This is a genomic window from Pedococcus soli (assembly GCF_054782575.1).
Genome location: NZ_BAAGSF010000003.1, coordinates 448,354 through 474,495, shown reverse-complemented (window position 1 = coordinate 474,495; position 26,142 = coordinate 448,354). Strand labels below are relative to the sequence as shown.

Annotated in this window: 25 protein-coding genes; 2 read left to right on the top strand and 23 right to left on the bottom strand. The window is 72.6% G+C overall.

Features of this window, described 5'->3' with window-relative positions:
• Positions 1-39: 39 nt before the first annotated feature.
• From ACYVKF_RS05265 to ACYVKF_RS05205, 13 genes are all read right to left on the bottom strand, one after another.
• The gene (locus tag ACYVKF_RS05265) at positions 40-378 is read right to left on the bottom strand and encodes a P-II family nitrogen regulator (RefSeq protein ID WP_056915154.1); all 339 of its coding nucleotides are present in this window, start codon (positions 376-378) and stop codon (positions 40-42) included.
• Complete coding sequence (locus tag ACYVKF_RS05260; RefSeq protein ID WP_056915155.1) at positions 375-1,823, bottom strand: ammonium transporter; 1,449 nt, start codon at positions 1,821-1,823, stop codon at positions 375-377. The genes ACYVKF_RS05265 and ACYVKF_RS05260 overlap by 4 nt, the downstream gene beginning before the upstream one ends.
• Before the next feature lie 123 nt (positions 1,824-1,946).
• The gene (locus ACYVKF_RS05255; RefSeq protein WP_460965329.1) at positions 1,947-2,588 is read right to left on the bottom strand and encodes a maleylpyruvate isomerase N-terminal domain-containing protein; all 642 of its coding nucleotides are present in this window, start codon (positions 2,586-2,588) and stop codon (positions 1,947-1,949) included.
• Between the two features lie 38 nt (positions 2,589-2,626).
• Positions 2,627-3,499: a hypothetical protein gene (locus tag ACYVKF_RS05250; protein WP_460965327.1), complete on the bottom strand. Its 873-nt coding sequence runs from the start codon at positions 3,497-3,499 to the stop codon at positions 2,627-2,629.
• A complete protein-coding gene (locus ACYVKF_RS05245) occupies positions 3,496-3,957 on the bottom strand; it encodes a hypothetical protein (protein ID WP_157598332.1) in 462 nt (153 codons plus the stop codon). Before ACYVKF_RS05245 ends, ACYVKF_RS05250 begins: the two co-directional genes overlap by 4 nt.
• A gap of 135 nt (positions 3,958-4,092) precedes the next feature.
• Positions 4,093-5,202, bottom strand: a complete 1,110-nt coding sequence (locus tag ACYVKF_RS05240; protein WP_460965324.1) for a hypothetical protein — start codon at positions 5,200-5,202, stop codon at positions 4,093-4,095.
• Positions 5,203-5,204: 2 nt separating this feature from the next.
• Positions 5,205-6,434 (bottom strand): signal recognition particle-docking protein FtsY, encoded by a 1,230-nt coding sequence (ftsY, locus tag ACYVKF_RS05235; RefSeq protein WP_460965322.1) that lies wholly within the window; start codon positions 6,432-6,434, stop codon positions 5,205-5,207.
• 119 nt (positions 6,435-6,553) lie between these two features.
• Complete coding sequence (locus ACYVKF_RS05230) at positions 6,554-9,241, bottom strand: WD40/YVTN/BNR-like repeat-containing protein (protein ID WP_460965320.1); 2,688 nt, start codon at positions 9,239-9,241, stop codon at positions 6,554-6,556.
• Between the two features lie 227 nt (positions 9,242-9,468).
• On the bottom strand, positions 9,469-9,741 hold the full coding sequence (locus tag ACYVKF_RS05225) for a hypothetical protein (protein WP_056915162.1): 273 nt from the start codon (positions 9,739-9,741) through the stop codon (positions 9,469-9,471).
• A gap of 129 nt (positions 9,742-9,870) precedes the next feature.
• On the bottom strand, positions 9,871-13,443 hold the full coding sequence (gene smc / locus ACYVKF_RS05220; RefSeq protein ID WP_460965318.1) for a chromosome segregation protein SMC: 3,573 nt from the start codon (positions 13,441-13,443) through the stop codon (positions 9,871-9,873).
• A 196-nt stretch (positions 13,444-13,639) separates the two neighbouring features.
• Positions 13,640-13,948, bottom strand: a complete 309-nt coding sequence (locus ACYVKF_RS05215; protein WP_200947721.1) for a chorismate mutase — start codon at positions 13,946-13,948, stop codon at positions 13,640-13,642.
• Positions 13,949-13,974: 26 nt separating this feature from the next.
• The gene (locus ACYVKF_RS05210) at positions 13,975-14,178 is read right to left on the bottom strand and encodes a hypothetical protein (RefSeq protein ID WP_460965316.1); all 204 of its coding nucleotides are present in this window, start codon (positions 14,176-14,178) and stop codon (positions 13,975-13,977) included.
• Between the two features lie 144 nt (positions 14,179-14,322).
• Positions 14,323-14,619 (bottom strand): acylphosphatase, encoded by a 297-nt coding sequence (locus ACYVKF_RS05205; RefSeq protein ID WP_056915165.1) that lies wholly within the window; start codon positions 14,617-14,619, stop codon positions 14,323-14,325.
• A 185-nt stretch (positions 14,620-14,804) separates the two neighbouring features.
• Here ACYVKF_RS05205 and ACYVKF_RS05200 point away from each other — a divergent pair, with 185 nt between their 5' ends.
• Positions 14,805-15,935, top strand: coding sequence for a cell wall-binding repeat-containing protein (locus ACYVKF_RS05200; RefSeq protein WP_460965314.1), 1,131 nt, complete (start codon positions 14,805-14,807; stop codon positions 15,933-15,935).
• A 9-nt stretch (positions 15,936-15,944) separates the two neighbouring features.
• Here the strand turns inward: ACYVKF_RS05200 and mutM are convergent, their stop codons facing one another.
• From mutM to ACYVKF_RS05165, 7 genes are all read right to left on the bottom strand, one after another.
• The gene (mutM, locus tag ACYVKF_RS05195; protein WP_460965312.1) at positions 15,945-16,814 is read right to left on the bottom strand and encodes a bifunctional DNA-formamidopyrimidine glycosylase/DNA-(apurinic or apyrimidinic site) lyase; all 870 of its coding nucleotides are present in this window, start codon (positions 16,812-16,814) and stop codon (positions 15,945-15,947) included.
• A gap of 21 nt (positions 16,815-16,835) precedes the next feature.
• On the bottom strand, positions 16,836-17,684 hold the full coding sequence (gene rnc / locus ACYVKF_RS05190; protein WP_460965310.1) for a ribonuclease III: 849 nt from the start codon (positions 17,682-17,684) through the stop codon (positions 16,836-16,838).
• Between the two features lie 38 nt (positions 17,685-17,722).
• The gene (rpmF, locus tag ACYVKF_RS05185) at positions 17,723-17,917 is read right to left on the bottom strand and encodes a 50S ribosomal protein L32 (protein ID WP_056915169.1); all 195 of its coding nucleotides are present in this window, start codon (positions 17,915-17,917) and stop codon (positions 17,723-17,725) included.
• A 1-nt stretch (position 17,918) separates the two neighbouring features.
• The gene (locus ACYVKF_RS05180) at positions 17,919-18,515 is read right to left on the bottom strand and encodes a YceD family protein (RefSeq protein WP_056915170.1); all 597 of its coding nucleotides are present in this window, start codon (positions 18,513-18,515) and stop codon (positions 17,919-17,921) included.
• Between the two features lie 113 nt (positions 18,516-18,628).
• Complete coding sequence (locus ACYVKF_RS05175) at positions 18,629-20,686, bottom strand: acyltransferase family protein (RefSeq protein WP_460965541.1); 2,058 nt, start codon at positions 20,684-20,686, stop codon at positions 18,629-18,631.
• Positions 20,687-20,733: 47 nt separating this feature from the next.
• Entirely contained in the window at positions 20,734-21,279 is a 546-nt protein-coding gene (gene coaD / locus ACYVKF_RS05170; RefSeq protein ID WP_056915172.1) for a pantetheine-phosphate adenylyltransferase, read from the bottom strand.
• Positions 21,280-21,330: 51 nt separating this feature from the next.
• Entirely contained in the window at positions 21,331-21,891 is a 561-nt protein-coding gene (locus ACYVKF_RS05165; protein ID WP_460965307.1) for a hemerythrin domain-containing protein, read from the bottom strand.
• Between the two features lie 162 nt (positions 21,892-22,053).
• Between ACYVKF_RS05165 and ACYVKF_RS05160 the strand changes: the two genes are divergently transcribed.
• On the top strand, positions 22,054-22,350 hold the full coding sequence (locus ACYVKF_RS05160) for a hypothetical protein (RefSeq protein WP_056915174.1): 297 nt from the start codon (positions 22,054-22,056) through the stop codon (positions 22,348-22,350).
• Positions 22,351-22,420: 70 nt separating this feature from the next.
• Here the strand turns inward: ACYVKF_RS05160 and rsmD are convergent, their stop codons facing one another.
• From rsmD to ACYVKF_RS05145, 3 genes are read right to left on the bottom strand one after another with little or no spacing between them, the layout of a single operon-like run.
• Positions 22,421-22,996, bottom strand: coding sequence for a 16S rRNA (guanine(966)-N(2))-methyltransferase RsmD (rsmD, locus tag ACYVKF_RS05155; protein ID WP_056918217.1), 576 nt, complete (start codon positions 22,994-22,996; stop codon positions 22,421-22,423).
• 36 nt (positions 22,997-23,032) lie between these two features.
• Positions 23,033-23,809 carry an alpha/beta fold hydrolase gene (locus ACYVKF_RS05150; RefSeq protein WP_460965304.1) on the bottom strand — a complete coding sequence of 259 codons (777 nt, stop codon included), beginning with the start codon at positions 23,807-23,809 and terminating at the stop codon, positions 23,033-23,035.
• A gap of 52 nt (positions 23,810-23,861) precedes the next feature.
• The gene (locus ACYVKF_RS05145; RefSeq protein WP_460965302.1) at positions 23,862-26,141 is read right to left on the bottom strand and encodes an ATP-dependent DNA helicase RecG; all 2,280 of its coding nucleotides are present in this window, start codon (positions 26,139-26,141) and stop codon (positions 23,862-23,864) included.
• Position 26,142 lies beyond the last annotated feature (1 nt).

Sequence of the window (26,142 nt, the reverse complement as noted above, 5' to 3'; positions counted from 1 at the left end):
CCGGAGCGTCAGGGGTGTGGTCAGGCGGGCTCGACTGGGTCAGAGGGCGTCGACGCCGCGCTCGCCGGTGCGGACCCGGACGACGTCCTCGACCGGGATGGTCCAGATCTTGCCGTCGCCGATCCGACCCGTCTGGGCCGACTTGAGGATGACCTCGGCGACCGAGCTGGCGTCGATGTCGTCGACGAGCACCTCGACCCGAACCTTCGGCACGAAGTCGACGGTGTACTCCGCACCGCGGTAGACCTCGCTGTGGCCACGCTGGCGGCCGTAGCCGGACGCCTCGCTGACGGTCATGCCGGAGATTCCGTAGGCCTCCAGGGCCTCCTTCACCTCGTCGAGCTGGTGGGGCTTGATGATGGCGGTGACGAGCTTCATGCCTTTGCTCCCTCGTGGGTCTTGGCGGTGGGCGCCGTGGTCGAGATTGCTCCGGACGAGCCGAACCGTCCACCCGACAGGCCGCTCAGGTCGTAGGCGCTCTCAGCGTGCTCGGACAGGTCGACACCCTGGGACTCCTGGGTCTCGTCGACGCGGAAGCCCATGGTCTTGTGGATGGCCAGCCCGATCAGGTAGGTCATGACGAACGAGAACACGAGGACCACGAAGGCACCGAGCGCCTGGGCGCCGAGCTGGGAGAACCCGCCGCCGTAGAAGAGGCCCTCGTTGACGTCCAGGCCGGCGGCGCCGGTCGGGCTGCCCTTGGTGGCCAGCAGGCCGATGAGCAGGGTGCCGATGAGGCCACCGACGAGGTGGACACCCACGACGTCGAGGCTGTCGTCGAAGCCGAACCGGAACTTCAGGCCGACCGCGAGGGCGCACCCGGCACCGGCGACGAGACCGACGATGAGCGCACCGATCGGGGAGACCGTGGCGCAGGCCGGGGTGATGGCGACCAGGCCGGCGACCACACCGGAGGCGGCGCCGAGCGAGGTCGGGTGACCGTCGCGGAACTTCTCCACGACCAGCCAGCCGAGCATCGCCGTGCAGGTGGCGGCGAGGGTGTTGACCCAGACACCGGCGGCCTGCGTGCCGGCGCCGAGGGCGGAACCGGCGTTGAAGCCGAACCAGCCGAACCACAGGATGCCGGCACCGATCATGACCAGCGTCAGGTTGTGCGGACGCATGGGCTCCTTGGCGAACCCGATGCGCTTGCCGAGCACGATGGCCAGGGCCAGGCCTGCCGCACCGGCGTTGATGTGGATCGCGGTTCCACCCGCGAAGTCGTAGGCCGCGGCGCCGCCGAACAGCAGCCCGTCAGCCTTGTTGGCGATCCAGCCACCCGTGTCGGCGGCGTAGCCGCTGAACGCGAACACCCAGTGGGCGGCCGGGAAGTAGACCAGCGTCGACCACACGACGGTGAAGACCGTCCAGGCCGTGAACTTGGCCCGGTCGGCGATCGCGCCGGAGACCAGGGCCACCGCGATGATGGCGAAGACGACCTGGAAGGCCACGAAGGCCGGGGCGGGGATGCCGCCCGCGGCGGCGGTGCCGGCGGCGGCGTCCGCGGGGACGTAGCCGTAGATCTGGTCGAGAATTCCCTTCAGTCCGAAGTGGGTGAAGGGGTTGCCCAGCAGTCCGCCGCCCAGGTCCGGGCCGAAGGTCTCGCTGTAACCCCAGAGGATCCACACAGTGCCGACCGTGCCCATGGTGATGAAGCTCATCATCATCATGTTCAGCACGCTCTTGGTCCGAACCATGCCTCCGTAGAAGAGGGCCAGGCCCGGTGTCATGAACAGCACCAGGGCCGCCGCAGCAAGGACCCAGGCGGTGTTCCCGCTGTCGGTGAACGGCACGTCGGCCGTCACGAAGGTAGTAGCGCTCATGCGGAGAACCATGCCGGTGCGGGATTTCGAGGAAGGCCGCGCTGTGTTACGGCTGTGTTAGCGGATCCTCACGTCGGTAAGCATCAGGTAAAGGGCGGGTCATCGTCTCGGATGGTGGAGGGGTCAGAACGCCGAGACCGACGACGGTGCCCGCTGCGGACGGCTCAGGGCCCGGACGACAGCCGTCGCGCCGTGGCGGTCGGCCGCGACGGCGGCCAGGAGCCCGACGACGGGCACGACAGCCCCCTCCGGGAAGGTCGGGGCCTCGGTCCCGACGCTGGCTGCGAGGTCGTCGGCGTGCACGAGCATCTCCATCATGCGCGTCGTCAGGAAGTCGTCCGTCGTCAGCGACCACCCCTGCCAAGGGATGAAGATGGTGTCGGGGTCGCGCGGCCGGGCCAGCAGGTCGGCCACCGCGTCGGTGTGGGCCGCTGCCCCGGCGAGGACCGCATCAGGACCCGCGAGCGCCGCCTCGTCGTCCCGCACGTTCTGTTCGGGGTCGCTCTGCCCTGCTCGGGACGCGGCCACCCACGGTGCCCGCCGGTAGTGCTCCAGGACGGCGATCGTCTCGCCCTGGGCCGGGGACGACAGCCCCTTGGCGACGGTGACGCCCTGGTTGAGCAGGTGGTGGGCCAGACCACCCACGCTCATGCCTGCACAGGCGCTCTCCTGCCCCCACGCAGCGCGCACGAGGTCCGAGCCGGCCAGGTCGCGGGAGATGCGGACCGACTCGAGGAAGGCCTGGCGGTGGTCGCTCACGTCCATGGACCGACCCTAGCCCCGGCCCACGAGGGAGCAACGGCTCACGCGCGCACCTCCTGCCGCTCCTGACCGGCCCGGGTCGGTCGTTGACGCGCCCAGCGGCCACGGAGCCACGCGGCGCCCCTCTCGAGGGGCGGGAACGCGAGCATCATCACCAGGTGCGGCCAGAACGCGATCGTGATCGCGGCATACGTCATCGCGTGGAACACGAACCACCCCGCCACCACCCGGCGGCGCCAGCGCTCGGTGAGCAGGAAGATGACCGGGGCGGTGAGCTCGGCGGCGAACAGCACCCACTGGAAGGCGTGCAGCGTCCACGGCACCTCGAGCAGCCACTGCGCCATCGGGGTGCCCCGTCGCACGACGGCCCGGACCATCGTGGCGGAGTTGACCCAGTCCCAGCCGCCGAAGCGGATCTTGGCCCACGCCGACAGGAAGTAGGTCGCGACCGCCGCGAGCTGGATGGCGCGCAGGGCGAACCCTGCGGCCTCGCTGCGCCGCCGGTCGGACAGGTGCGCCAGCCCCACGGTCGGCAGGAGGGCGAGCGCCACGACGAAGTCCGCCCGGTCGTGGTCGACCTTGCCGTAGGAGAAGGCGACGTACTGGTACCAGACCCAGCCGACGGCGACGGTCCACCCGAGGAGGCGGGGAGCCCGGCCGGTCATTGCCGCGAGCGCCGCGGCGACGCAGCCCCACTTGAGCGTCTGCACGAGCAGGACGGTGGCGGCAGGCAGGTGCAGCGCCTGGCCCATCACCAGCGGCTCGTACCAGACGGGGTCGGCCCACCCGTGGTACCAGCCCGAGGTGTGCAGGCCGAGGACGTCGACGACGACGAACGCGAAGACGAGCAGCCGCAGGACGGCGACCCGCGCCAACGGCATCGGCGTGAACAACCACGCCCCCAGGCGGGTCACCTCGCCTCCCACTGCGCGAGGACGCTGGTGCGGACCTCGCCGGTCGGCTTGCGGTCGACGACGACGATCTGGCGCCGCACGACGCGCAGCGCGGTCCACTCAGGGGCACCCGGTCGCAGCTCGGCGTGGCTGCGGGCCAGGGTGCCGAGCCGCTGCGGGTCGGCGGTGATCTGCGGGATCCGCCCCTCGATCTCGGCGCGGTTGAGCCCGGTGTTCTCCGGCGTGAGCGGTGCCGGCACCCACGTCCCGGGGGCGTTCGCGGTCTGCACCTCGATCCCCGTGGAGATGACCGACCCGGTCGCGGCCTGGGACGTCGAGAACATCCGCCACGGGCTGAACGGCCACCAGTGGTCGTCCCCGACGAGCGAGCCGGCGCAGAACATGACGGTGAGCCCGAGGACGACGACGGCCCGCCACGACTTCGCGGCGGCACCCAGACGCACGACCCCCGGTTCCACGCCCACAGGGTATGCCGCGGGCGGTGGTCTCCAGCCGGCCTCCCCCCGGCGAGTTTGAAGCGTTGGGCGCGCCCTAGCGCCCGGAACGCTTCAAACTCGCGCGGTTCTGCCTCAGGGGTGTGCAGCGCTGGCTGGTCAGCGGCGTTGGGCGCGTCGGGAGACCCACGTGGCGAGCAGGGCGAGGAGGACGAGCCCCGCGGCGGCGGAGAGTCCCGCGACCAGCTGGGTGCGGTCCGCCTCCGGCGATGCGGCGGAGCTGCCGGTCCGCGCCGACCCGCTTTCCGCCGAGGCCGTCGGGGCGGGTGCCGGTGAGGACGCCGTCGTCGTCGAGGACGCCGTCGTCGTCGAGGACGGGGTCGGCGCCGCCAACGCGGGGACGGGGACCCGGCGCACCGGCGACTGCTCGCCCTCGCTCCCGACCAGGAGGCCGGCGCCGTCGGGGGCCAGCGCCACCGTTTCTCCCTGGCGCATCAGGGGCAGCACCGACGACACGAGGGGGCGCCACGAGGTCGGGTCGAGCAGCACGAGCTGGGTGTAGGTCCGCACGGCCAGGGCCGACCCGTCGGTCAGGAACACCGCGTCAGTGGCCGTGGGCGGCGCGTCCGCCAGCCGTTCGAGGCGGTTGACGCCCCGACGGCTGGGCTTCTCGGGGAGCGCGTAGACGGCGCCGTCGGCACTCTTGGTGACGACCAGGACACGTCCGGTGCGCGGGTCGACCGCGACCGACTCGGCGTCGTGCGGACCGTCGGGGTAGGACAGCTCCCACGACGCCCAGGACCCGTTCGTGTCACCGAGGGCCGGCTCGTCGAACCAGAAGATGCGGACCACCTCACGGCTCCTGGCGTTGTCACCGATGTCGGCGACCAGCACGCGTCCCCTGGGCGTGATGGCCAGCGCCTCGACGTCGGTGACGGGAGCCCCGAAGGTGTGGACCCCGGTCGTCCGCCCGGTCCTGGTGTCGACCGCGAAGATCCGGGCCGAGTCGCCGGAGTCGTTGGTGGTCCAGACGGTGTGCGGGTGGGCACGGCTCAGGGCCAGCCCCGAGGACTCGGCGACCCGGTCGTCGAGGATCTGGAAGCCACCATCGGCGGCGACGGTCGCGCCCGCCGAGGCGTTCGCACCGGTGAAGGAGACATTCGCACCGGTGAAGGCGACGGCCGAGCGGGCGGAGGCGGACGCCATACCGATGGCCACGGCGGTGAGCAGGGCAGCGGCCAGCAGCCGACGCGGTCCCGGGGTGGGCACCGTCAGTCGAGCAGCGCGTCGACGAACGCCTCGGGGTCGAAGGGCGCCAGGTCGTCAGGGCCCTCGCCGAGGCCGACGAGCTTCACCGGCACGCCGAGCTTGCGCTGCACCGAGACGACGATCCCGCCCTTGGCCGTGCCGTCGAGCTTGGTGAGGACGATGCCGGTCACGTCGACGACCTGGGCGAACACCTCGGCCTGACGCAGTCCGTTCTGGCCGGTGGTCGCGTCCAGGACGAGCAGCACCTCGTCGATGGGGCTCTGCTTCTCGATGACCCGCTTGACCTTGCCGAGCTCGTCCATCAGGCCGACCTTGTTGTGCAGGCGACCGGCGGTGTCGACCAGGACCACGTCGGCCTCCATCTCCATGCCGGCCTTCACTGCGTCGAAGGCGACCGCTGCGGGGTCAGCGCCGTCCCGGTCGGAGCGCACGGTGGGGACACCGACGCGGGCCCCCCAGGTCTCGAGCTGGTCGGCGGCGGCGGCCCGGAAGGTGTCGGCGGCACCGAGCACGACGTCCTTGTCCTCGGCGACGAGGACGCGGGCGAGCTTGCCGACGGTGGTCGTCTTGCCCGTGCCGTTGACGCCCACGACGAGGACCACGGCCGGTCGCTCACCCACCCGGCTGCTCGCCACACGGCGGTCGAGGCCGGGGTCGACGAGGCGCAGCAGGTCCTCGCGGAGCCAGCCGCGGACGGTGGCCTCGTCCGTCGTGCCCTCGACCTTGACCCGGGCCCGCAGGCTGTCGACGAGCTCGGTCGTCGCCTCGACGCCGAGGTCGGAGGCGATGAGGGTGTCCTCGACCTCCTCCCAGGCGGCCTCGTCGAGGCGTCCCCGGGAGAGCAGGGCGAGCAGGCCCTGGCCGAGCGCGGAGTTGGAACGGGACAGGCGGGCCCGCAGGCGGGTCAGGCGGCCCTGGGCGGAGTCCGGGCGCTCGACGGCAGGGGCCGGCGCGGGCTCGGGCAGGGTGTCCGGCGCGGGCAGCGTATCTACGCCGCCACCGACGTTCTCGACCGAGCGCTTCGGGGCGTCGCGCGGGTCGCTGGCGTCGTCACCGACCCCCGGCAGCACCTCACTCGTGTCGGTGCGTGGCGCCGGTCGAGGCGCCTCCTTGGTGCTCGCACCCCGGCCGCTCCGGCCGCGCACGAGCCCGAGCAGCACACCCCCGAGGACGACGAAGATCCCGACGGCGATGGCGATCCATTCCCACAGCTGATCAATCACGCGCGCCATCCTCCCCCATCACGGCCGTCGACCACGATTCGGCACCGGTCCTCGACACCGTGACGCCGAGGTGGGCGGCCCGGGTTGTCCCGGACCGCCCACCTCGACCACGCACTGGACCGCGACGACTACGGCGTCGGGATGCTCCAGATGCCTCGACCGTGGGTCGCGGCGTAGAGGTTGCCGTCCGGCCCGGACTCCAGGTCCATGACCACCGTCAGCGGCAGGCCGGAGCCCAGCTGCTGCCAGCTCGTCGCCCCCGGTGCCCGGTAGAAGGCGGCCAGGTCGGTGCCGAGGACCGTCGCACCGTTCGCGAGCTGCTTGACGCTGCTCGCCGGGACGTCGGGCAGGTTCGCGCTCGTGTCGGTCCACGACGCTCCCCCGTCCCTGGTCTCGTACAGGTGGCCGACGCCGGCGCCCGGACCCTCGGTGAACCGGCGCGAGAAGCCGTTGATCGCGGCATACGCGTGCCGGGTGTTGGTCGGGTCGATGGCCAGGCCCTGGACGAACCGGTTAGGGAAGCTCGACGCCAGCGTGAGCTGGTGCCACGTGCCGCCGGCGTTGGTCGCGATGCCACGGGCGAAGCCCGCGTTGTTGCACGGACCGCACCAGGAGACGTACGAGACCCCGTTGTGCATCGACACTGCGGTGGCCGAGTGGCCGGCACCGAGGTCGAACGCCTTGGTCAGGTCGGCAGCGCTGCGCGTCGCCGTCCAGCCCTTCATCCCGGTGTAGACGAACTCGCCACCGAAGATGAAGTGGTCCGGGTTGCCCGAGTCCAGGGAGATCGGCGCGATGAACCGCGGCAGCGGGTCACCGGGGTCGAGGGAGTACGACGTCGCCTCGGCCTCTGACTGGGCGCCGGGGTTCAGCGCGCAGTTGTTGGTGATCTTCACCGCGAGGTTGGTGTACTCCTGCAACTGGTTGCAGCCCTGGCGCGGGTCGGCCGCGCCGTCGCCACCGTCGCCACCGAAGTTCGAGCCCATCTTGGTGTCGCTGTTCGAGCCGTCGGGCCTGACGGCCAGCAGGTTGGACACGCCGTTGTCCTGCAGGCCACCGGAGACGACGACGCCGCCGTTCTTGGCGTCCTTGCCCACGGAGACCGAGTAGTACTGCAGGGCGTCCATCGTGCCGTCGGCCGTCGCGGACTCGAGGTCGGTCGCGTTGCCGTTGGCGTTGACCGTGCCGTTGACCGGACGGCGGTAGACGCCGCCGTCGTTGCCGAAGAAGACCGTGGGCTTGCCGGCCCTGGTGCCCACCGTGACCGAGTGCTGGTCGGGGTGACCGGCGAGCGGGCAGGTGTTCGAGGCGTCGGAGAGGCTCCAGCACGGGAAGGTGAAGTTCCAGTAGGGCGAGACTGCCGACCAGTGCGACCCGGCGTCCTTGGTCTCGAAGACCTCCTCGAGCCCGGCCCAGACGTGGTCACGGTTCGCGGGGTCGACCTGGAGGAACTGGTTGTACCAGGCCTGCACACCGACGGCGTACCCCTTGCGGTCCAGGGCGGAACCGCTGTTGTGCAGCTGCGCCGCGTCGGCGATCTTGTTCCACGGTCCGCTCGGCGAACCCGACTTGGAGACGAAGATCCCGGCCAGCGAGGACGCGGTGCTGATCTTGCTCGGCTGCTGCACCTCGGCGTAGAGGCGGCTGCCGTCCTTGCTGAAGGCGAAGGTCGTGTAGCCCACGTCACTGCTGTTGCTGATGCTGCCGAGCGTCACCGAGAGCTTGTGCCAGCTCGACGGGCCCGCGGTGAAGTCGTTCGTCTCGTAGAACCCGTTGTAGGTGTCACCCGAGCGCCAGCCGATGGCCGCGATGACGTGCTTGGGGTTCTTGGGGTCGACAGCGATGTCGTTGACGATGTTCTTGTATGCCGCGTTGGTCGCCCCCGAGGACGTGTTGCCCTTCCAGTCGGACCCGGCCGGGACGAGCACGGCGCCCGCGTCGTCCTTGATCTCGGGCATCCACGACATGTTGGGGGCGAACCCGAAGGTCCAGGCCCCGGCCTTGGTGCCGGCCGCGTGGTACCAGATGCCACGGTTGGTCGCCGCGAAGACGTTGGAGCCACCGCCGAACCGGATGCGGCCGATGGTCGTCGACTCCAGCTCCTTGCCACCGACACGGTCGGTGGGGGCGAAGCTGCCCGAGGCCGGGGTCGCGAGGCGGTAGACACCGGCCCCGACGTAGGACGTGCCACCCGTGTTGGCCTCGCCCGTGGCGTACCAGAGCGAGCTGTCACCGGCGAGCTGCAGGTCTCCGCCGCTCAGCGACGGGAGGCTGTCCGCGATGGGGGTCCAGGCGCCGCCACCCACGGAGGAGCGCCAGACACCGCCGTCCGCTCCCGCCGCATACACGTGGTCGCTGGAGTCGGCCGCGAGCCCGGTGATGCGGCCCGTCACCTTGCCGGCTCCCCCAGAGGAGTTGGAGTTCCAGTCGCGGTAGCGCGGGTCGTCGGCGTCGTAGGGCACCTTGGTGACCTCGTGCCACGTGCCGGCCGTCTTGGGCAGCGACTGCAGCTGGGTGTAGGCCGAGCCGTACGCCCCGGGCGCGACGATGCCGGGCGCGGTGCGCGCCTGCTCGAACTGCTCCGCGATGGTCACGGCTTCCTTGGACTCGTTCTGCGCCTCGGTGGGGTTGCCCCCGGCGATCATGAGCGCCTTCTCCATCACCGCGGCGTTGTAGTGCTTGTCGCGCCACTGGTACTTGAGCCAGGCCTCGTTGAGCTCGTGCCGACCGAGGAAGCCGGCGGATCCGCCGGCCACCAGGGCGATCCCGGCACCCGCGGCGACCAGCCGCCGGGCTCGGGGGGAAAGGGATGCCATCGTGTTCGTCTCCTCCGACGCAGAACCGGGCCCGATCGGGCCCCGCCACAGCATCGGACCCCGGACGACCAACGATCCGTGACATCTGTCATGGACCGTTCAGTTGAGCCCCGTCATCGGATGTTCGGTGAACGCGGCCGGCGCCCGGGCACGACGAAGGCCGCCCCGGAACGGGACGGCCTGCTCGGTGCGACCAGCGCGGTGGTGCGACCAGCGCGGTGGTGCGGTCAGCTCGCGCGGCGGTGACGCCCGGAGTCCTCGGACGGGTCGCGCTGCACGGTGTCGCTCACCTTGTCCTTGGTGGCGCTGATGACGTCACCGGTCTTCTCGATGGTGGACTCGAGGGTGTCCGCGGTCTTCTCCTTCACCGCGGCCACGATCTCCTCGCCCTGCGGGCTGAGCAGGTCACGGCCCTCCCGGCGGGCGGGGACGGCCACGACGGCGACGACGGCCAGGGCCAGTCCGACGCACAACAGCATCCCGATGATCAACGGCACCATGGGTCCAGAGTGCCCTGCCCAGCACCCCGGGCCAAATCGACACCCCGCCGTGGGACGACCGGTCGTGCCGGTCGCTCCCCCGCGACACGCGAGGTGACCTGCGGCGCAGCAGTCGGGCCGGACGCAGCCTCAGGCGCTCTGCGCCGCGACGTCGCGGATCCGCTGCGAGACCACAGTGGTCACACCGTCACCACGCATCGACACGCCGTACAACGCGTCGGCCACCTCCATGGTGCGCTTCTGGTGGGTGATGACGATGAGCTGGCTGGAGTCGCGCAGTTCCTCGAAGAGGGTGATGAGGCGCCCGAGGTTGGCGTCGTCGAGCGCCGCCTCCACCTCGTCCATGATGTAGAAGGGGCTGGGCCTCGCCTTGAAGATGGAGACCAGCAGGGCGACCGCCACGAGCGACCGCTCGCCGCCGGAGAGCAGCGAGAGCCGCTTGATCTTCTTGCCGGGCGGACGGGCCTCGACCTCGATGCCCGTCGTGAGCATGTTGGACGGGTCGGTGAGGGTCAGCTTGCCCTCGCCCCCGGGGAACAGCCGGCTGAAGACGCCCTCGAACTGGGCGGCCGTGTCGTGGAACGCCTCGGTGAAGACGCGCTCCACGCGCTCGTCGACCTCCTTGACGATGTCGAGCAGGTCGCGCTTGGACTTCTTGAGGTCCTCGAGCTGGTCGGTCAGGAACTTGTGGCGCTCCTCGAGCGCGGCGAACTCCTCGAGCGCGAGCGGGTTGACCCGCCCGAGTGCGCTGAGCCCGCGCTCGGCCTTGCGCAGCCGCTTCTCCTGGACCTCGCGCACGTAGGGCGCCGGCTCCGGCAGCGCGTCCTGGTCGTCGTCCGGGCCGGGCACGTGGGGCACCAGCTGGTGCGGCCCGAAGTCCTCCATGAGGACGGCCGGGTCCATGCCCAGCTCCTCGACGGCCTTGGCCTGCATGGCCTCGATCCGCAGCCGCTGCTGGGTACGGGCGACCTCGTCGCGGTGCACGGTGTCGGTGAGCTCGCGCAGCTCGTCCTGCAGGGCGCTCACCTCGCGCCGCACCTGGGCGAGCGCCTGGTCCCGCTCCGTGCGGGCGGTCTCGGCCAGGGCCCGCTGCCGGGCGGCGGTGTCGAGGGTGGTGGCCACGAGCGAGACGGCGTATGCCGCGCCGCGACGGACCGCCTCGGCGACCGTGGCCTCGCGCTTGCGGCGCTCCTGGCGGGCCGCGAGGCGCTGGCGGGCGGCGAGCTCGTTGCGCGCTGCCCCCTCGAGGGACTCCGCGCGCCCCTTGAGGGCCCGGGCCCGCTCCTCCTTGGTGCGCAGCGTGAGGCGCACCTCGGTCTCGGTGGCGCGGCCGCGGCTGGCGAGCGCCTCGAGCCGGTCGCGCTCGTCGGTGCTGGGGTCCTGGGCCTCGGTGGGCTCTGCGCTGGCCTCGTCGAGCCGCTCGGAGAGGGCCGCGAGCTCGACCCGGTCGGCCTCGAGGGCCTCGGTCGCCGTCGCGATGCTGCGCTCGGTGCGCTCGGCCTCGGCCCTGGCAGCACGGACGGTGGCTCCGAGCTGACCGAGCCGCTCGGCCACGGCGGCCATCTTCGCGTCGGAGTCGTGCAGCGCGTCGAGTGCCACCTCGACGTCGGCGGCGGCGTCCCGGTGGCGCTCCAGGGCGCTCGTGAGCGCGAACCTGGCCTGCTCGCCGCGTCGCGTCGCGTCGGCGACCCGGTCGCGGGTCTCGTCGACCGCCGACTGGATCTCGATCAGGCTCGGGGCGTGGCTGCTGCCACCGCGGACGAACCCGGGAGCGAACACGTCACCGTCGGCGGTCACCGCGGTGACCCCCTCGCCCCCGGCCACGAGGGCTGCCGCGAGGGCGGGGTCGTCGACGAGGGCGACCCGGTCGAGCAGCTGCTCCACGGCCGGGCGGACCGTCGCCGGCGCCTCGACGACCTCACGAGCCCACACCGCCGAGCCCTCGAGCGCCGGCCAGGTGGAGGGGTCGCTCGAGGTCGCGGTCTGGCCCACGAGGAACGCGGCGCGGCCGGCGTCGTCGGCGCGCAGCGTGAGCAGGGCGCGGGCCGCGTGGTCGACCGACTCGACGGCGAGCGCGTCACCGGCCCAGCCGAGGGCTGCGGCGACGGCCGCCTCGTGGCCACCCTTGACCTGCAGGAGTGAGGCGACGGAGCCGACGATGCCGTGCTGGGAGTCGGCGGCGGCGAGCAACGTGGCCGCGCCGTCCTTGCGCGACAGGCTCAGCTCCAGGGCCTCGAGCCGGGCGGCGGCCGTGGTGCGGTCGCGCTCGGCGGTGCGCTCGGCCTCCTTGTGCTTCTCGACCTCGGCCTCGAGCGTCTCGAGGACGGCGGCGGCCTTCTCGTAGGCGGAGTCCAGGCCCTCCTCGCCCTCCTCGTCCACGGCGACCGAGGCCTCGAGCTGGGTGAACTCGCGCTCGGCGGTGGCTGCCCGCTCCTGCGACTGCTCGACGATGCCGCGCAGGCGACCGATCTCGGCCTCGCCCGCCTCGATCCGGCTGCGGCGGGCGCCGACCTGGCCGGCCAGCTTGGCCAGACCCTCCCGGCGGTCGGCCGCGGCACGGACCAGGCGCTGGAGGCGCTGCTGCTCCGCGGCATACGCCTGCTCGGCCGCGGTGCGCTCGGCGATGGCGGCCTCGAGGGCCTTGGCGGCCTCGCGGACGTCGGCGAGCAGCGCCTCCTCCTGCTTGCGCGCCTCGGCGGCCTGGGCCTTGAGCTCGTCGGGGTCGCGACCGGTGGTCTGCTCGTCCTGGCTGTCCTGGGACAGCAGGCGGACGCGTTCGGAGGCGAGCGACTCGGTGGAGGCGAGCTTGTCGCGCAGCTGCTGGAGGGCGAACCAGCGCTCCTGCGCCTTCGCCAGTTCGGGCGCGGCGTCCTGCGCCTGCTGCTCGAGGGTGGCGAGGCGGCTGCGCAGCATGGTCAGGCCCTCCTCGACCTCGGTGCGCTTGGCGATGAGGGCCGACTCGTCGGCGACCTCCTGCTCGAGCGTCGAGGTGAGCTGGACGAGGTCGTCGGCCAGCAGGCGCAGTCGCGCGTCGCGGGCGTCGGCCTGGATGCCGGCGGCTCGACGGGCCGCCTCGGCCTGGCGGCCGAGCGGGCCGAGCTGGCGCCGGATCTCACCGGTCAGGTCGTTGACGCGGGTGAGGTTGGCCTCCATCGACTCGAGCTTGCGCAGCGCCTTCTCTTTACGCTTGCGGTGCTTGAGGACGCCGGCCGCCTCCTCGATGAAGCCGCGGCGCTCCTCGGGGGTCGCGCGCAGCACCGCGTCGAGCTGGCCCTGGCCGACGATCACGTGCATCTCGCGGCCGATGCCGCTGTCGGACAGCAGCTCCTGGACGTCGAGCAGGCGGCAGGACGTGCCGTTGATGGCGTACTCCGAGCCACCGTTGCGGAACATCGTCCGGGCGATGGTGACCTCGGTGTAGTCGATCGGCAGGGCGCCGTCGGTGTTGTCGATGGTCAGGGCCACCTCGGCGCGGCCGAGCGGCGCACGGCCGGCGGTGCCGGCGAAGATGACGTCCTCCATCTTGCCGCCGCGCAGGCTCTTGGCCCCCTGCTCCCCCATGACCCAGGCGAGGGCGTCGACGACGTTGGACTTGCCGGAGCCGTTGGGGCCGACGATGCACGTGATGCCGGGCTCGAGGCGCATCGTGGTCGCCGAGGCGAAGGACTTGAAGCCCTTCAGGGTCAGGCTCTTGACGTACACGAGCGGGTCGGCTCCTGGGTGAGGTGGAGGGGCAGCGTCTGGATCGCAGTCACCTTACCCGCGAGGGCGCCGTCCTCCCGGCACGTGCCACGTCCCTGCGTTGCCTGTGCACCGTGGGGCGGGTGTGACGCCAGTGGCGGCCTGGGGCGGCTCAGCGGCGGCCGAGGAGCGGCCCGGTGGCCAGCACGGCGGCGGGTCAGGACTTGGCGATCGCCTCGTGGTGGTGGATGACCTCGGCGATGACGAAGCCCAGGAACTTCTCGGCGAACGTCGGGTCCAGCCCGGCGGTGTCGGCGAGGTCCCGCAACCGCGCGATCTGGGCCTCCTCGCGCGCGGGGTCCGCGGGCGGCATACCCTCACGGGCCTTGAGCTCGCCCACTTGCTGGGTGCACTTGAAGCGCTCGGCGAGCAGGTGGATCAGGGCGGCGTCGATGTTGTCGATGCTCGCCCGCAGGCGCAGGAGCTCGGCGGACGTCGCCCCTTCGTCGGGGCGGCGGTCGGGCAGGTGATCGGGCAGGTGATCGGGCTGGGTCACCCGGCAATCGTAGGCGCGCCCGCGCCCACGACGTCCGGCTGTCTCACTCGCTCCCGCAGGGTCTCGCGCAACGAGTCGTTGTCCCGCTGGAGGCGGTCGACGAGGTGCTCCAGGTCGGCGACACGACGGCGCAGTTCGAGGGTCTCGAGCATCAGTCGCTGGTCGTAGGCGACGCGGTAGCCGACCAGGGCCTTGGCCATGTTGACTCCTAGGAGACGGCTGGCGACCGTCGGGGATCTGCCGGTGGGGGGCCGTCTCTCAGCGTGACAGCCTCGCCAACGCTGGTCAATGGACGAGCCCGGGCGCATCGCGACGGAACGCCCGGCGCACCCCTGCGCCGCCCGCTACTTCTCGACGAACCCGTCGATGCCGTCGCGCGGCGCCCCGAACGACGTCACGCAGGTCTGCACGTCACCAGGCCGCAGGTGCTGGGTCGGCTTCTCCTCCAGCATCGCGATCAGCCTGCGCACCTGGTCCTGCTCACCCTGGGCCACGACCTCGACCCGGCCGTCGCCGGCGTTGCGGGCGTGCCCGACGAGCCCGAGCTCCAACGCGCGCGCTCGCACCCACCACCGGAAGCCCACGCCCTGCACCCGGCCATGCACCCAGATGACCGCCCTCGCGGGCCCGTCGTGATCCATCTGCCCCACCTCCACCGCTTCGCCTGGTCCTGCCCGCGTGCTCGTCGGGCCGGTCGTCGACCGACTCCACAGTTGTACCTTGCCGATGCACGCAACCACCACAGCCAAGGCCCCGATCGTGGCCCGGATCGCCTACGGTCTCCCCCGTCGCAGGCGCCCGCAGGGGGCGCCGGGGGAAGGGACCCATGACTCGTCGAACCACCACCATCACCACCGTCGCGGCCACGGCCTGCGCCCTGGTCGCCTCGGGGGCACTGCTCGGTGCTCCCGCGTACGGCGCCGCGCCGGCCGCCGTGCACCGCGCCGCTCCCGCCGTGGTCACCGGGGCCGGCACGGCAGCAGGAGCGGACTCCGCTGCTGCCGCGGCGACCACGCGTCGGCTCGCGGGAGCCAACCGGTACGAGACCGCTGTCGCCGTGTCGCGGTCCGCGTTCCCCGGGACCGTCGACTCGGTCTTCGTCGCCTCCGGCGCGACCTTCGCCGACGCCCTCGCCGCAGGGGCTGCCGGGGGGAGCCAGCAGGCCCCCGTGCTCCTCGTGCCCCAGAGCGGCACCCTGCCGCCCGTCGTGGCCGCCGAGCTCGACCGCCTGGGCCCGTCGCGCATCTATGTCGTCGGCGGGACCGGGGCGGTCAGTGGGCAGATGGGGGTCCAGCTCGGCACGCACGCGCCTGTCACCCGCATCGCGGGGGTCGACCGCTTCGACACCGCGGCGAAGCTCGTGCCGTTCCACGTCTACACCGACGGGGCCGACGGCGGCACCGAGGGCCCGGGGTCGGCCGTCCTCGCCAACGGCCTTTCCCTGGCTGACGGCGTGACCGCCGGAGCCCTCGCCGCCCACCGCCGCAACCCGGTGCTCGCTTCGCCGCTCCTGCTCACGACCACCGGCTCGTTGCCCGGCTCCACGCGCAGCGCGCTCAAGGCCGGCGGCTTCGTCGACGTGGTCATCGTCGGGGGCACCGGCGTGGTCTCCCCTGCGGTGGAGAAGGAGGTCCGCACCCTCCTCCCGAAGGCCCGGGTCACCCGCTTGGCGGGAGCCGACCGCTACGCCACGGCAGCAGCCGTCTCCCGGGCGTCGATCCCCCAGGCGCCTGCCCAGGACGTCTTCCTCACCAGCGGCACGACCTTCGCCGACGCGCTGAGCGTCGCGCCGGTCGTCTCGCCGCGCGCTGTGCGGTACGCGTTGCTGCCGACGCGCAAGGACTGCGTCCCCGCCGTCATCCTCGCCGAGGTCAGGCGCCTCCAGTCCCCGCAGCGCACCGCCGTCGGCGGGACCGGCGTCGTCTCCGACGACGCGCTGGCGCTCAAGCCCTGCTGACCTCCGGTGTCAGCCGCGCCGGGCTCGGGGGCGCGGCTGGCACCGCGGGCAGGAGAACGACGACCGGTTCATGAAGGCCTCGCGCCGGATCAGCGTCCCGCAGCGGTCGCACGGACGCCCCTCCTGGCCGTAGGCGTGCAAGGAGCGGTCGAAGTACCCCGAGGCGCCGTTGACGTTGACGTACAACGCGTCGAAGCTCGTGCCGCCCTGCCCCAGCGCCTCCACCATCACCTCGCGGGCGTGCTCGAGGACCCGGGCCAGCGTCGGCCTGGTGAGGGAGGAGCACAGCCGTTCGCCGTGCACCTGCGCGCGCCACAGCGCCTCGTCGGCGTAGATGTTCCCGACACCGGAGACCAGCGTCTGGTCGAGCAGGGCGCGCTTGACCGCCACGTCCTTGCCCTTCATCCGCCGCACCACGGCAGCCCGGTCGTACGCCTCCTCGAGCGGATCGGGGGCGATGTGGGCCACCGGCTCGGGCACACCCTCGGGCGTGAGGTCGGCCAGCGCCATACCGCCGAACGTCCGTTGGTCCACGAACCGCAGCTGGGGACCCTCGTCGGCGAAGTCGAACACCGCGTGCAGGTGCTTCTCCGCCGGGGCGTCCGGCGCCTCGACGAGCAGCTGCCCGCTCATGCCGAGGTGCGCGATCAGGCCCTGGCGGGAGCCGTCGGGGGTGCGCAGGACGAGCCAGAGGTACTTGCCGCGCCGCCGCGCCTGCTCGACGTGGTTGCCGGCGAGCCGGTCCGCGAGGTCGATCGGCCCCGGCAGGTGACGGCGCGCGACGCGGGCACCGCGGAACTCCGCCCGCTCGATGGTCCGGCCCACGACGTGGTCGGCCAGGCCGCGACGGACCACCTCGACCTCGGGCAGCTCGGGCACGGCGGTATGGCGTCCGCTCGCCTAGGAGGCTGAGCCGGCTGCGGCCTCGGCCGCAACGGCCTCGGCCTCGGTGTCCTCGGCTGCCGTTGACCGGGCAGCGGCACCGGCCGCCTCGGCCTTCGCCGCAGCGGTCCTGGCGGCTGCGGCCTCCGCCTCGGCGGCCCTGGCGCTCAACGCACGCCAGGCGAGCTCGGCGGCCTTCTGCTCCGCCTCCTTCTTCGAACGCCCGGTCCCGGCGCCCAGCACCTCGGACGCGACGACCGCGTGCGCGGTGAAGGTCTTCTCGTGGTCGGGGCCCTCCTCCTCGACGCGGTACTCGGGGACACCGAGGGACGTCGCCGCGGAGAGCTCCTGCAGGCTCGTCTTCCAGTCCAGGCCGGCGCCGAGCGTGGCGCTCGCGGCCATCAGCGGGTCGAGCAGGTGGTGGACCAGCGTCGCCGCGGCGTCCATGCCGGCGGACAGGTAGACGGTGCCGATGACGGCTTCCATCGTGTCGGCGAGGATCGAGGCCTTGTCGCGACCGCCGGTGGTCTCCTCACCGCGCCCGAGCAGGACGTGGTCGCCCAGGCCCAGCGTGCGGGCGACGTCGGCGAGGGCCCGCATGTTGACCACGGCCGCGCGCAGCTTGGCGAGCTGGCCCTCGGGCAGGTCCGGGTGCGTGGTGTAGAGCGTGTCGGTGACGACCAGGCCCAGCACCGAGTCGCCGAGGAACTCGAGGCGCTCGTTGTTGGGCAGGCCACCGTTCTCGTACGCGTACGAGCGGTGGGTCAGGGCACGCAGCAGCAGCGGCTCGTCGACGGGCCCACCCACCACCTCGGTGAGGTGCTGGAGGAACCCGTCGACGGGCCGCTGCGTCTCGCTGTCCCCCACGGGGGACGGAGTGGAGCTCAACGGAGAGTCAGACCGACTCAGCCCTGGTGCTCGGTGCGCTCGGCGACCGTGTAGTGACGACCCTTGTAGGTGCCACAGGACGGGCACGCGATGTGCGGCTGCATCTGGGCCTTGCACTGGGGGCACGTGGTCAGCGTGGTCGCCGTCGTCTTCCAGTTCGCGCGACGCGAACGGGTGTTGGAGCGCGACGTCTTCCGCTTTGGGACAGCCACGTCAGTTCCTCTTCTCTTCGATGGTGCTCTGGGTGGTGGTGCTGGCGTCGGCGGTCAGCGCGTTGAGCGCAGCCCACCGGGGGTCGATCACTTCGTGCTGGTGGTCGGGATCATCGGCCAGGTGCACTCCACACTCGGAGCACAGACCCGGACAGTCCTCCCGGCACACCGGCTGGAACGGCAGTGCAGGCACCACCGTGTCCAGGAGCACGGACTCGAGGTCGAACAGGTCCCCCTCGAGCTTGTGCTCCTCGGTCTCGTCGTCGTCCGCCCCCACCTCGCGGTGGTGGGCAGCACGGTCGGCGTAGGCGAACAGCTCCTGGAAGTGACCGTCCACGTCGTGGGCGATCGGGTCCAGGCACCGCACGCAGGCGCCGGTTGCCGTGGCGTGGACCGAGCCGGTCACGAGCACTCCCTCGACCACGGACTCGAGCCGCAGCTCGAGCTCCATCGCCGCGCCCTGGGGCACTGCGACGACCTCCGTGCCGAAGTCGGCAGGTGCCTCGACGGTCCGCTGGACCTGCACCATGGATCCGGGTCGCCGACCGAGGTCCGTGGTGTCGAAGACCAACGGCGATCGGGGATTGAGGTGTTCCATGGCTCCAGCTGTGTCGAGTGACTCGGTCGACCGCCTCGGATGAGACGTAGACCGACGCACGAGGTTACCGGAGCGCGTGCCACTCTCCCAAATGCACGGAGATCGGCACCGGGTCAGTGCCCGGCGGTGCTGGGGTCGCCGGACCCCGGCAGCCCGTCGAGCGCGGCACCGAGCTGGGCCGCCAGCGACCGCACGTAGGTCGCCGTGAGGTGGTCGCCGGCCCGGTGGATGCTCACGTGGCCGATGGCCACCGGGCACTGGGCCACCGGGCAGATGTACGGCGTCAGGTCGATCAGCGCCGTGCCCGACGCCTGCGCGGCCAGTCGCTGCACGGGCAGTCCGCTGCCGGCGACGGCGGGCTCGCGGTCGAAGGCGCAGCGCGTCAGCTCACGGGGGTGCCGGGCGGTGCAGACGTCGAGGTCGTCCGGGGACAGCGGGCTGTCGCCCAGCACCGCCAGCCTGCTGCCGAGCGCGCGGACCTCCTGCCACCGCTCCCCCAGACCGGCCACGAGGGCGTCGCGGCTGGCCGCACGTCCGTCCCACGCGGTCGCGGCGTACCCGGAGGTGAGGACGAGGTCGGGTGGGTTCGCGCGCAGCGCCTCCATGACGTGGCGGTTCCAGGCGTCGCAGGACGGGTAGGGCTGCCCCGCCTGCTGGGCGTGTCCTGCCGCGAAGGCGCACGCCGACTTGCCGTAGGTGACGATCCGCCACCCGCGACCCGGCGCGAGCCGTTCCAGGGCCGGCAGCCACTGCATGGCCTTGGAGTCCCCGACGAGCGCGACCGTCGTGGTGCCGGCCCGCACGCCGAACTCGCACGGCACCGGGGCCGACGCGAGGCGGTCGACCTGGCAGCGGTCGACGTCGGCCGCGGGCCGGTCGTGACCGGCGAGCTGGGGGTCGGGGGTGAGCCACTCCCAGTCGTCCACGGCATACGTGGCCGGGTCGGTGCCCGGGGGCGTCGACAGGGCCGCGGCCCCCAGCTCCCCCACGGCCGGTATGGCGCCGGAGACCGGGGTGGTGCGGAACGGCGAGGGGGCGTGCGCCAGGGGCAGGGCGGCGAGCGCGCCGGCGGCGGACAGGGCTGCCCCGAGCACCAGCACCCGTCCGGTGCGGGCGGCGAGCGCCGTGCTGTGGTGGACGGGCTGCTCGAGGTACCGGTGGCTGAGCCAGGCGGGAACGACCGAGGCGAGCACGACGAGCACCTTCTGGGTGCCGGTGAGCCCCTGGGCCGCCCAATCGGCGAGGATCACGGCCGGCCAGTGCCAGAGGTAGAGGGAGTAGGAGAGGCCGCCGATCCAGACCATGGGGCGCGTCCCGAGGACCCGGACCGGCCCCCCGCTCGCCCCGGTCCACCCCGCCCAGAGCACGGCCGCGGCCCCCAGGGTCGGCACGACGGTCCAGGGCCCGGGGGCCGACGCCCCGACCGGCAGCCGCACGGCGGTGCCGAGGACGGCGGCGAGGCCGAGCCAGCCGACCACGGCCGGCAGGTGCCGCGCCCACGCGGCGCGCGCGGGCTCGGTGTGCGGGCCGGCCTCGCGGGCGGCGCACCAGACCGCCAACGCGGCGCCGACACCGAGCTCCCACGCCCGGGTCGTGGTGACGAAGTACGCGCGGTTCGGGTCGACGGCGTTGAGCCACACGGCATACGCGAAGGACGGCACCGCGATCACGGCGAGGAGCAGGCCGACCGAGCGCATCGACGGGCGGCGGCCGAACCGGCGCAGGACGAAGGCGAGGGCGATGAGCGCCACGGGCCACACGACGTAGAACTGCTCCTCGACGGCGAGCGACCAGAAGTGCTGGACCGGCGAGGGGCTGGTGTCGGAGGCGAGGTAGTCGACGGCGCGGTGGGCGAAGAGCCAGTTGACGACGTAGAGGGCCGCCCCGGCGATGTCGCTGCCGATCTCCCGGCGCCGCAGCCCGGGCACGACGAACCACGTCACGGCCGCGGTCACGACCAGCACGAGGACGGCCGCCGGGAGCAGGCGTCGCACGCGCCGCCCCACGAACCGGCTCCACGAGATCGTGCCGGTGCGTACGAGCTCGCGCACGAGGATCCCCGTGATGAGGAACCCGGAGATGACGAAGAAGACGTCGACGCCGAGGAAGCCGTTCTTCAGCGGGAGGCCGGCGTGGTAGGTCAGGACGAGCAGGACGGCGACCGCCCGCAGGCCCTCGATGTCCGGCCGGAAGCGATCCGGCCGGTGGGTCCGTGCAGTCAGCTGGATGCCCCCGGTCGACGCTCCCCGTCGACGGCCAGGCGGGCCACGAGGGCGTCGCGGACGCGATCGGTGACCAGCCCGGAGACGTCACCGCCGTAGCGGACGACCTCCTTGACGAGCGAGCTCGACACGTGGCCGAAGGTGGGCTCCCCGGGCAGGAAGACCGTCTCGAGACCGGTCAGGTGACGGTTCATCAGGGCCATGGGCAGCTCGTAGGCGAAGTCCGTCCCGCTGCGCAGGCCCTTGACGACGACCTCGGCGCCGACGGCGCGGCAGACGTCGACGAGCAGCTGGCCACCGAACACCTCCACCCGGACGCCCTCGAGGTCGCCGAGGGCGTCCTCGATGAGCTCACGGCGCTCGTCCGGGGTGAACACGCCCTGCTTCGCGGGGTTGTGCAGCACCGCGACGACGACCTCGTCGTGCAGGGCCGCCGCACGCCGGATGACGTCGACGTGGCCCAGGGTCACGGGGTCGTAGGACCCGGGGCAGACGGCGCGGCGCGGCGCACCGGTGGCCGGGGTGGGGGCGGGGCTGGTCACAGCGGCACGCTAGCAGCGGGACCCCCGCACCCCCGCCCCGTCAGCGGCGGCTCACTCGTCGTCGTCCTCGTCGTCCGCCGGGAGCAGACCTTCCTTGTGCGCCTTGGCGACGATCGAGCGGACGTTCTCGATCGAACCGGCGCCCTCGTCGAGGAGGCGGTTGCGCTCGGCCGTCCACTTCGCGCCGAGGTCGTCACGGACCTCCTGGGACACTTCGGTGCGTGCGGGGTTGAGGATCGTCTGCTCCTCCTCGCCGATGTGGTGGTTGAGGGCGGTGGCCAGGTCCTCGACCGCGTCGTCGAACTTCTGCGTGTCGGTGCCCTTGCACTCCAAGAGCGCGAGCAGCGCCTCGTTGCCCTCGGCGTGCTCCTCCTCGCCGTGCTCGGCCTCGTGGTCGGTGATGGCGTCCTTGCGCTGGAGGTTCGGGTAGACCTTCGACTCCTCGGCCTCGCCGTGGGCGATGAGCACCGCTGACAGGGCGGCGCGGGCCGCCTCGCGGTCGGCCGTGGCGTCGCGCAGGTCGCGCAGCAGGGACTCGAAGAGGCGGTGGTCGTCGAGGATGAGCTCGACCACGTCACCGGACGTGGGGCGGGGGATCTCGTAGTCCGTCATGGCTCCACCCTTCCTCACCTGCGACGACTCCACATCTCCGGGCCGGGTCCGGAGGTGGGTCCCACCCATCGGACGCGCGGTTTGAGTCCTCCGGCGGCCTGCGAAATGGTGGAGGAGTCCTGACCTCAACGGGCCGAACTCCACCGACAGAGAGGGAGCACCATGCTCACCCTGACCGAGAACGCCAGCACGATCGTCAAGACCCTGGTCGACCAGACGGAGGTCGGCGACGACGCCGGCCTGCGCTTCAGCCAGGAGGACCCGTCCGCGGGCGCCCTCACCGTGACCACCGCCGAGCAGCCCGTGCCCGGCGACGCCGTCGTCGAGAGCGACGGGGCGAAGGTGTTCCTCGACGAGACCGCTGCGGTGGCCCTGGGCGACCAGGTCCTCGACGCGAACGTCGACCAGTCCGGTGCGGTGCAGTTCAGCATCATCCCCTCGGCGGCCCCGACCGCCTGAGGCGCCGACTCCACGCGAGGGGCCCGGGACCAGTCACTGGTCCCGGGCCCCTCGTCGTCCGCTGCGCCGCTCAGGCGATCTCGTCCGGCACCCGCGGGCCGGCGAACCAGATCCGCGTCTCGCCGTAGCGCCGCTCCCCCTCGGGCTCCCACTGTGCCGGCCACCGCGGCTCCGGGGTGCGTGCGGAGCGTTCGACCACGACGAGGGCGTCGTCGCTGAGCCAGCCCGGTTCGGCGAGCAGGGCCAGGTCGGCGGCGAGCTCGTCCTCGGTGAGGGCGTAGGGCGGGTCGCTGAAGACCAGGCTGAACGGTTCGCCGGGGGGTGCCGCGAGGACCCTCGCCACCGTGGAGTGGCGCACCACGGCACCGGGGATGCCGATCCCGTCCGCGTTCGCGCGGGTCACCTTCACGGCGCCCTTGTCGGACTCGACGAGCAGCACGGACGTGGCGCCGCGGCTGAGCGCCTCGAGACCGAGCGCGCCCGACCCGGCGTAGAGGTCGAGGACGCGCGCCCCGCCCAGCACGTCGAGGTGCTCGAGCCGGGAGAACAACGCCTCACGCACCCGGTCGCTGGTGGGACGGGTCCCTGCCCCGGGAGGCGTGGACAACCGCTGCCCACCGGCCCGGCCGCTGATGATCCGCGTCACGGCGGCACGGTAACAGCGCCGGTGGTGGCGCCGCGCTCAGGGCTGGTGGACCGTGGGGTCGTCCCGGAGCACGTCGAGCAGCAGGGCCAGGACCGCGTCGGGGCGTTCCAGCGACGGCAGGTGGCCGGCCCAGTCGAGCTCGATCGACTCGGCGCCCGGGATGTCCCGGGCCAGGACCACCGCGACCTCACGGAACAGGTCGAGGTCCAGCGCCCCTGACACGACGACGGTGTCCACGGCGATGGCGGTGGGGTCGACGTCCACCCGTCGCGGCGCCGGTGGCGGGTCCTGCTCGTCCGCGGCCAGCTGCACCTCGAAGGCGTGGCGCTGCATGGCCAGGAGCCGTGCACGGGTGGCGTCGTCGGCGTCGGGTCCCAGGAAGGTGCGGACGTTCAGCTCACTGGCGCCCTCGACGTCCCCGGCCTCGAGGAGCCGGTCCTCCTCGGCGCCGAACTCCTGCACGTCCGCGGTCGGTTCCACCCCCCGGTATGCCGCGCACAGGAGCACGAGGGACGAGACCCTCCCGGGGTGCAGGGTGGCGAGCTCGAGCGCGACCCGGCCGCCGAAGCTCGACCCGACCACCGCGGCGTCGGTGATCCCGAGGTGGTCGAGCAGGGTGTCGAGGTCGTCGGCGTCGGCGTACTCCCCCGGGGGCAGCGGCGTCTGCCCGAACCCGCGGAAGTCGGGTCGCACCACGGTGAACGCGTGGCCCAGCGCCGGGACGAGGTCGTCCCACATCCGGCGGTCCGCGACACCGGAGTGCAGCAGCAGGATCGCCGGGCCCGAACCCGAGACGTCGTGGGAGAGCAGCATCCCGCCACCCTAGGGCGCCCGGAGGCTGCCTGGCTCCCGGATTTGCGCGTCGTCAGCCGCGTTCGAGGAAGGCGGCCTGCTCGGCGTCGAGGCGCTCGGCGACCGCGGCGGAGAGCTCCGGGTGACCGGTCAGCTCGGGGTCGCGTGCGACGAGCGCAGTGGCGTCGTCGCGGGCCTCGAGGATGATCTCCTCGTCCCGGACCAGCGACAGGAAGCGGAAGCTGCCCCGGCCCATCGCCCGCCCGGACCGACCGCCACCGCTCTGCTTCCCGCTGAGGACGTCGCCGGTGCCACGCAGCTGCAGGTCGAGCCGGGCCAGCTCGAACCCGTCGGTGGTGGCGGCGACCGCCTCGAGGCGTTCCATGGAGGTCTCCGTCTCCGACGACGTCATGAGCAGGCAGAGCCCGGCGTGCTGACCTCGACCGACCCGGCCGCGCAGCTGGTGCAGCTGGCTGACCCCGAAGCGGTCGGCGTCGACGACGACCATGACGGTGGCGTTGGGGACGTCCACGCCGACCTCGATGACGGTGGTGGACACGAGGACCTGCACCTCGCCGGCGTTGAACGCAGCCATGACCGCGTCCTTGTCCTCCGGCGCCATCCGTCCATGCAGGACCGCGAGGGAAAGTCCTGCGAGCGCAGGGTTGTCGCGCAGGGCCGCCTCCACGGCATACACGCTCGCGAGCTCTCGGGGCGCCGTGGCGGTGGGGGCACCGTCGTCACCGGGCTCGGCGTCCGGGTAGTCGTCCTCCGCGTCCAGGGCGCGAGGACCCGAGGAGGAGAGCGGCGCGGTCGGCAGCTCCTCGTCGTCGGCGGACACGGCGCTACCCGCTGACCCGGACTCGTCACCGATGCGGGGGCACACGACATACGCCTGGCGCCCGGAGCGGACCTCCTCGGCGACGCGCTCCCACGTGCGCTGGACCCAGGCGGGGCGCTCGGACGGCACGACGTGCGTGGCGATCGGCGAACGGCCCCGCGGCAGCTCGGACAGGGTCGAGGTCTCCATGTCGCCGAACACGGTCATCGTCACCGTCCGAGGGATCGGCGTCGCGGTCATGACGAGGACATGGGGCGGCTGGGTTCCCTTCTCGCGCAAAGCATCTCGCTGCTCGACGCCGAACCGGTGCTGTTCGTCGACGACCGCCAGCGCAAGGTCCTGGAACTGCACCTTCTCCTGGATGAGCGCGTGGGTGCCGATGACGATGCCGGCGTCGCCGCTGGCCACCTGCAGGAGGTTCGCGCGGCGGGCGGCCGTCGCCTGGCTGCCCGTGAGCAGCGCGACCCGGGTGCCGATGTCGCTGCCGCCGAGCAGCCCGCCCTCGGCGAGGTCGCCGAGCATCGCCGTGATCGACCGGTGGTGCTGCGCCGCGAGGACCTCGGTGGGCGCGAGCAGGGCCGCCTGTCCGCCGGCGTCGACGGCGGCGAGCATGGCCCGCAGCGCGATGATCGTCTTGCCCGAGCCGACCTCGCCCTGCAGGAGCCGGTTCATCGGGACGTCGCGCGCCATCTCCGCGGCCAGGGTGTCGCCGACCTCGCGCTGCCCCGCAGTGAGCTCGAACGGCAACCGCTCGTCGAACGCCGCCAGCAGCCCCCCAGCCCGGGGCGTGCGGCCGACGGTGCGGTCAGCGGCCTGCCGGGCCCGGCGCTGGGCCAGCAGGGTCTGCAGGACCAGGGCCTCCTCGTACCGGAGCCGGTGGCGGGCACGCTGCACCTCGGGGAAGGCCGCGGGCACGTGGATGCCGCGCAGCGCCTCGAGCCGTCCGGGAAGGCCGTGGCGCGAGCGCAGCGTGGCCGGCAGCGGGTCGGGCACGGACTCGAGGTGGTCGAAGACGATGCGCACGCACTCGGCGACCGACCAGTTCTGCAGCCCCTTGACCTGCAGGTAGACCGGGATCGGGCCGCGGTCGGTGGCCGACGTCCCGAGGCCGCCCTCGACGACCTGGTAGGCCGGGTGGGTCAGCTGCCAGCGGCCGCGGTACATCCCGACCTCGCCGGCGAACACCGCACGCACCCCGGGGAGCAGCGCGTCCTTGTGGCCCCAGGCCTTGAAGAACGCGAGGTCGACGTCGTTGCGCCCGTCGGTGATCGTGACGTTGAGCATCTCGCCGCGACGCTTCTGCATGCGGCGGGTCACCGACGTCTTCACCTCGGCCACGGCGACGACGTACTTGCCGACGTGCAGGTCGGACAGGTCGGACGTGTGCTCGAGGTACCGGCGCGGCCAGAACTCGAGCAGGTCGCCCACCGTCACGAGGTTGCGGTGCTTGGCCAGGGTGCCGGCCGTCCTGGCCCCGAGGACCTTGTCGAGCTTCGTGCTCTCGTCGACCACG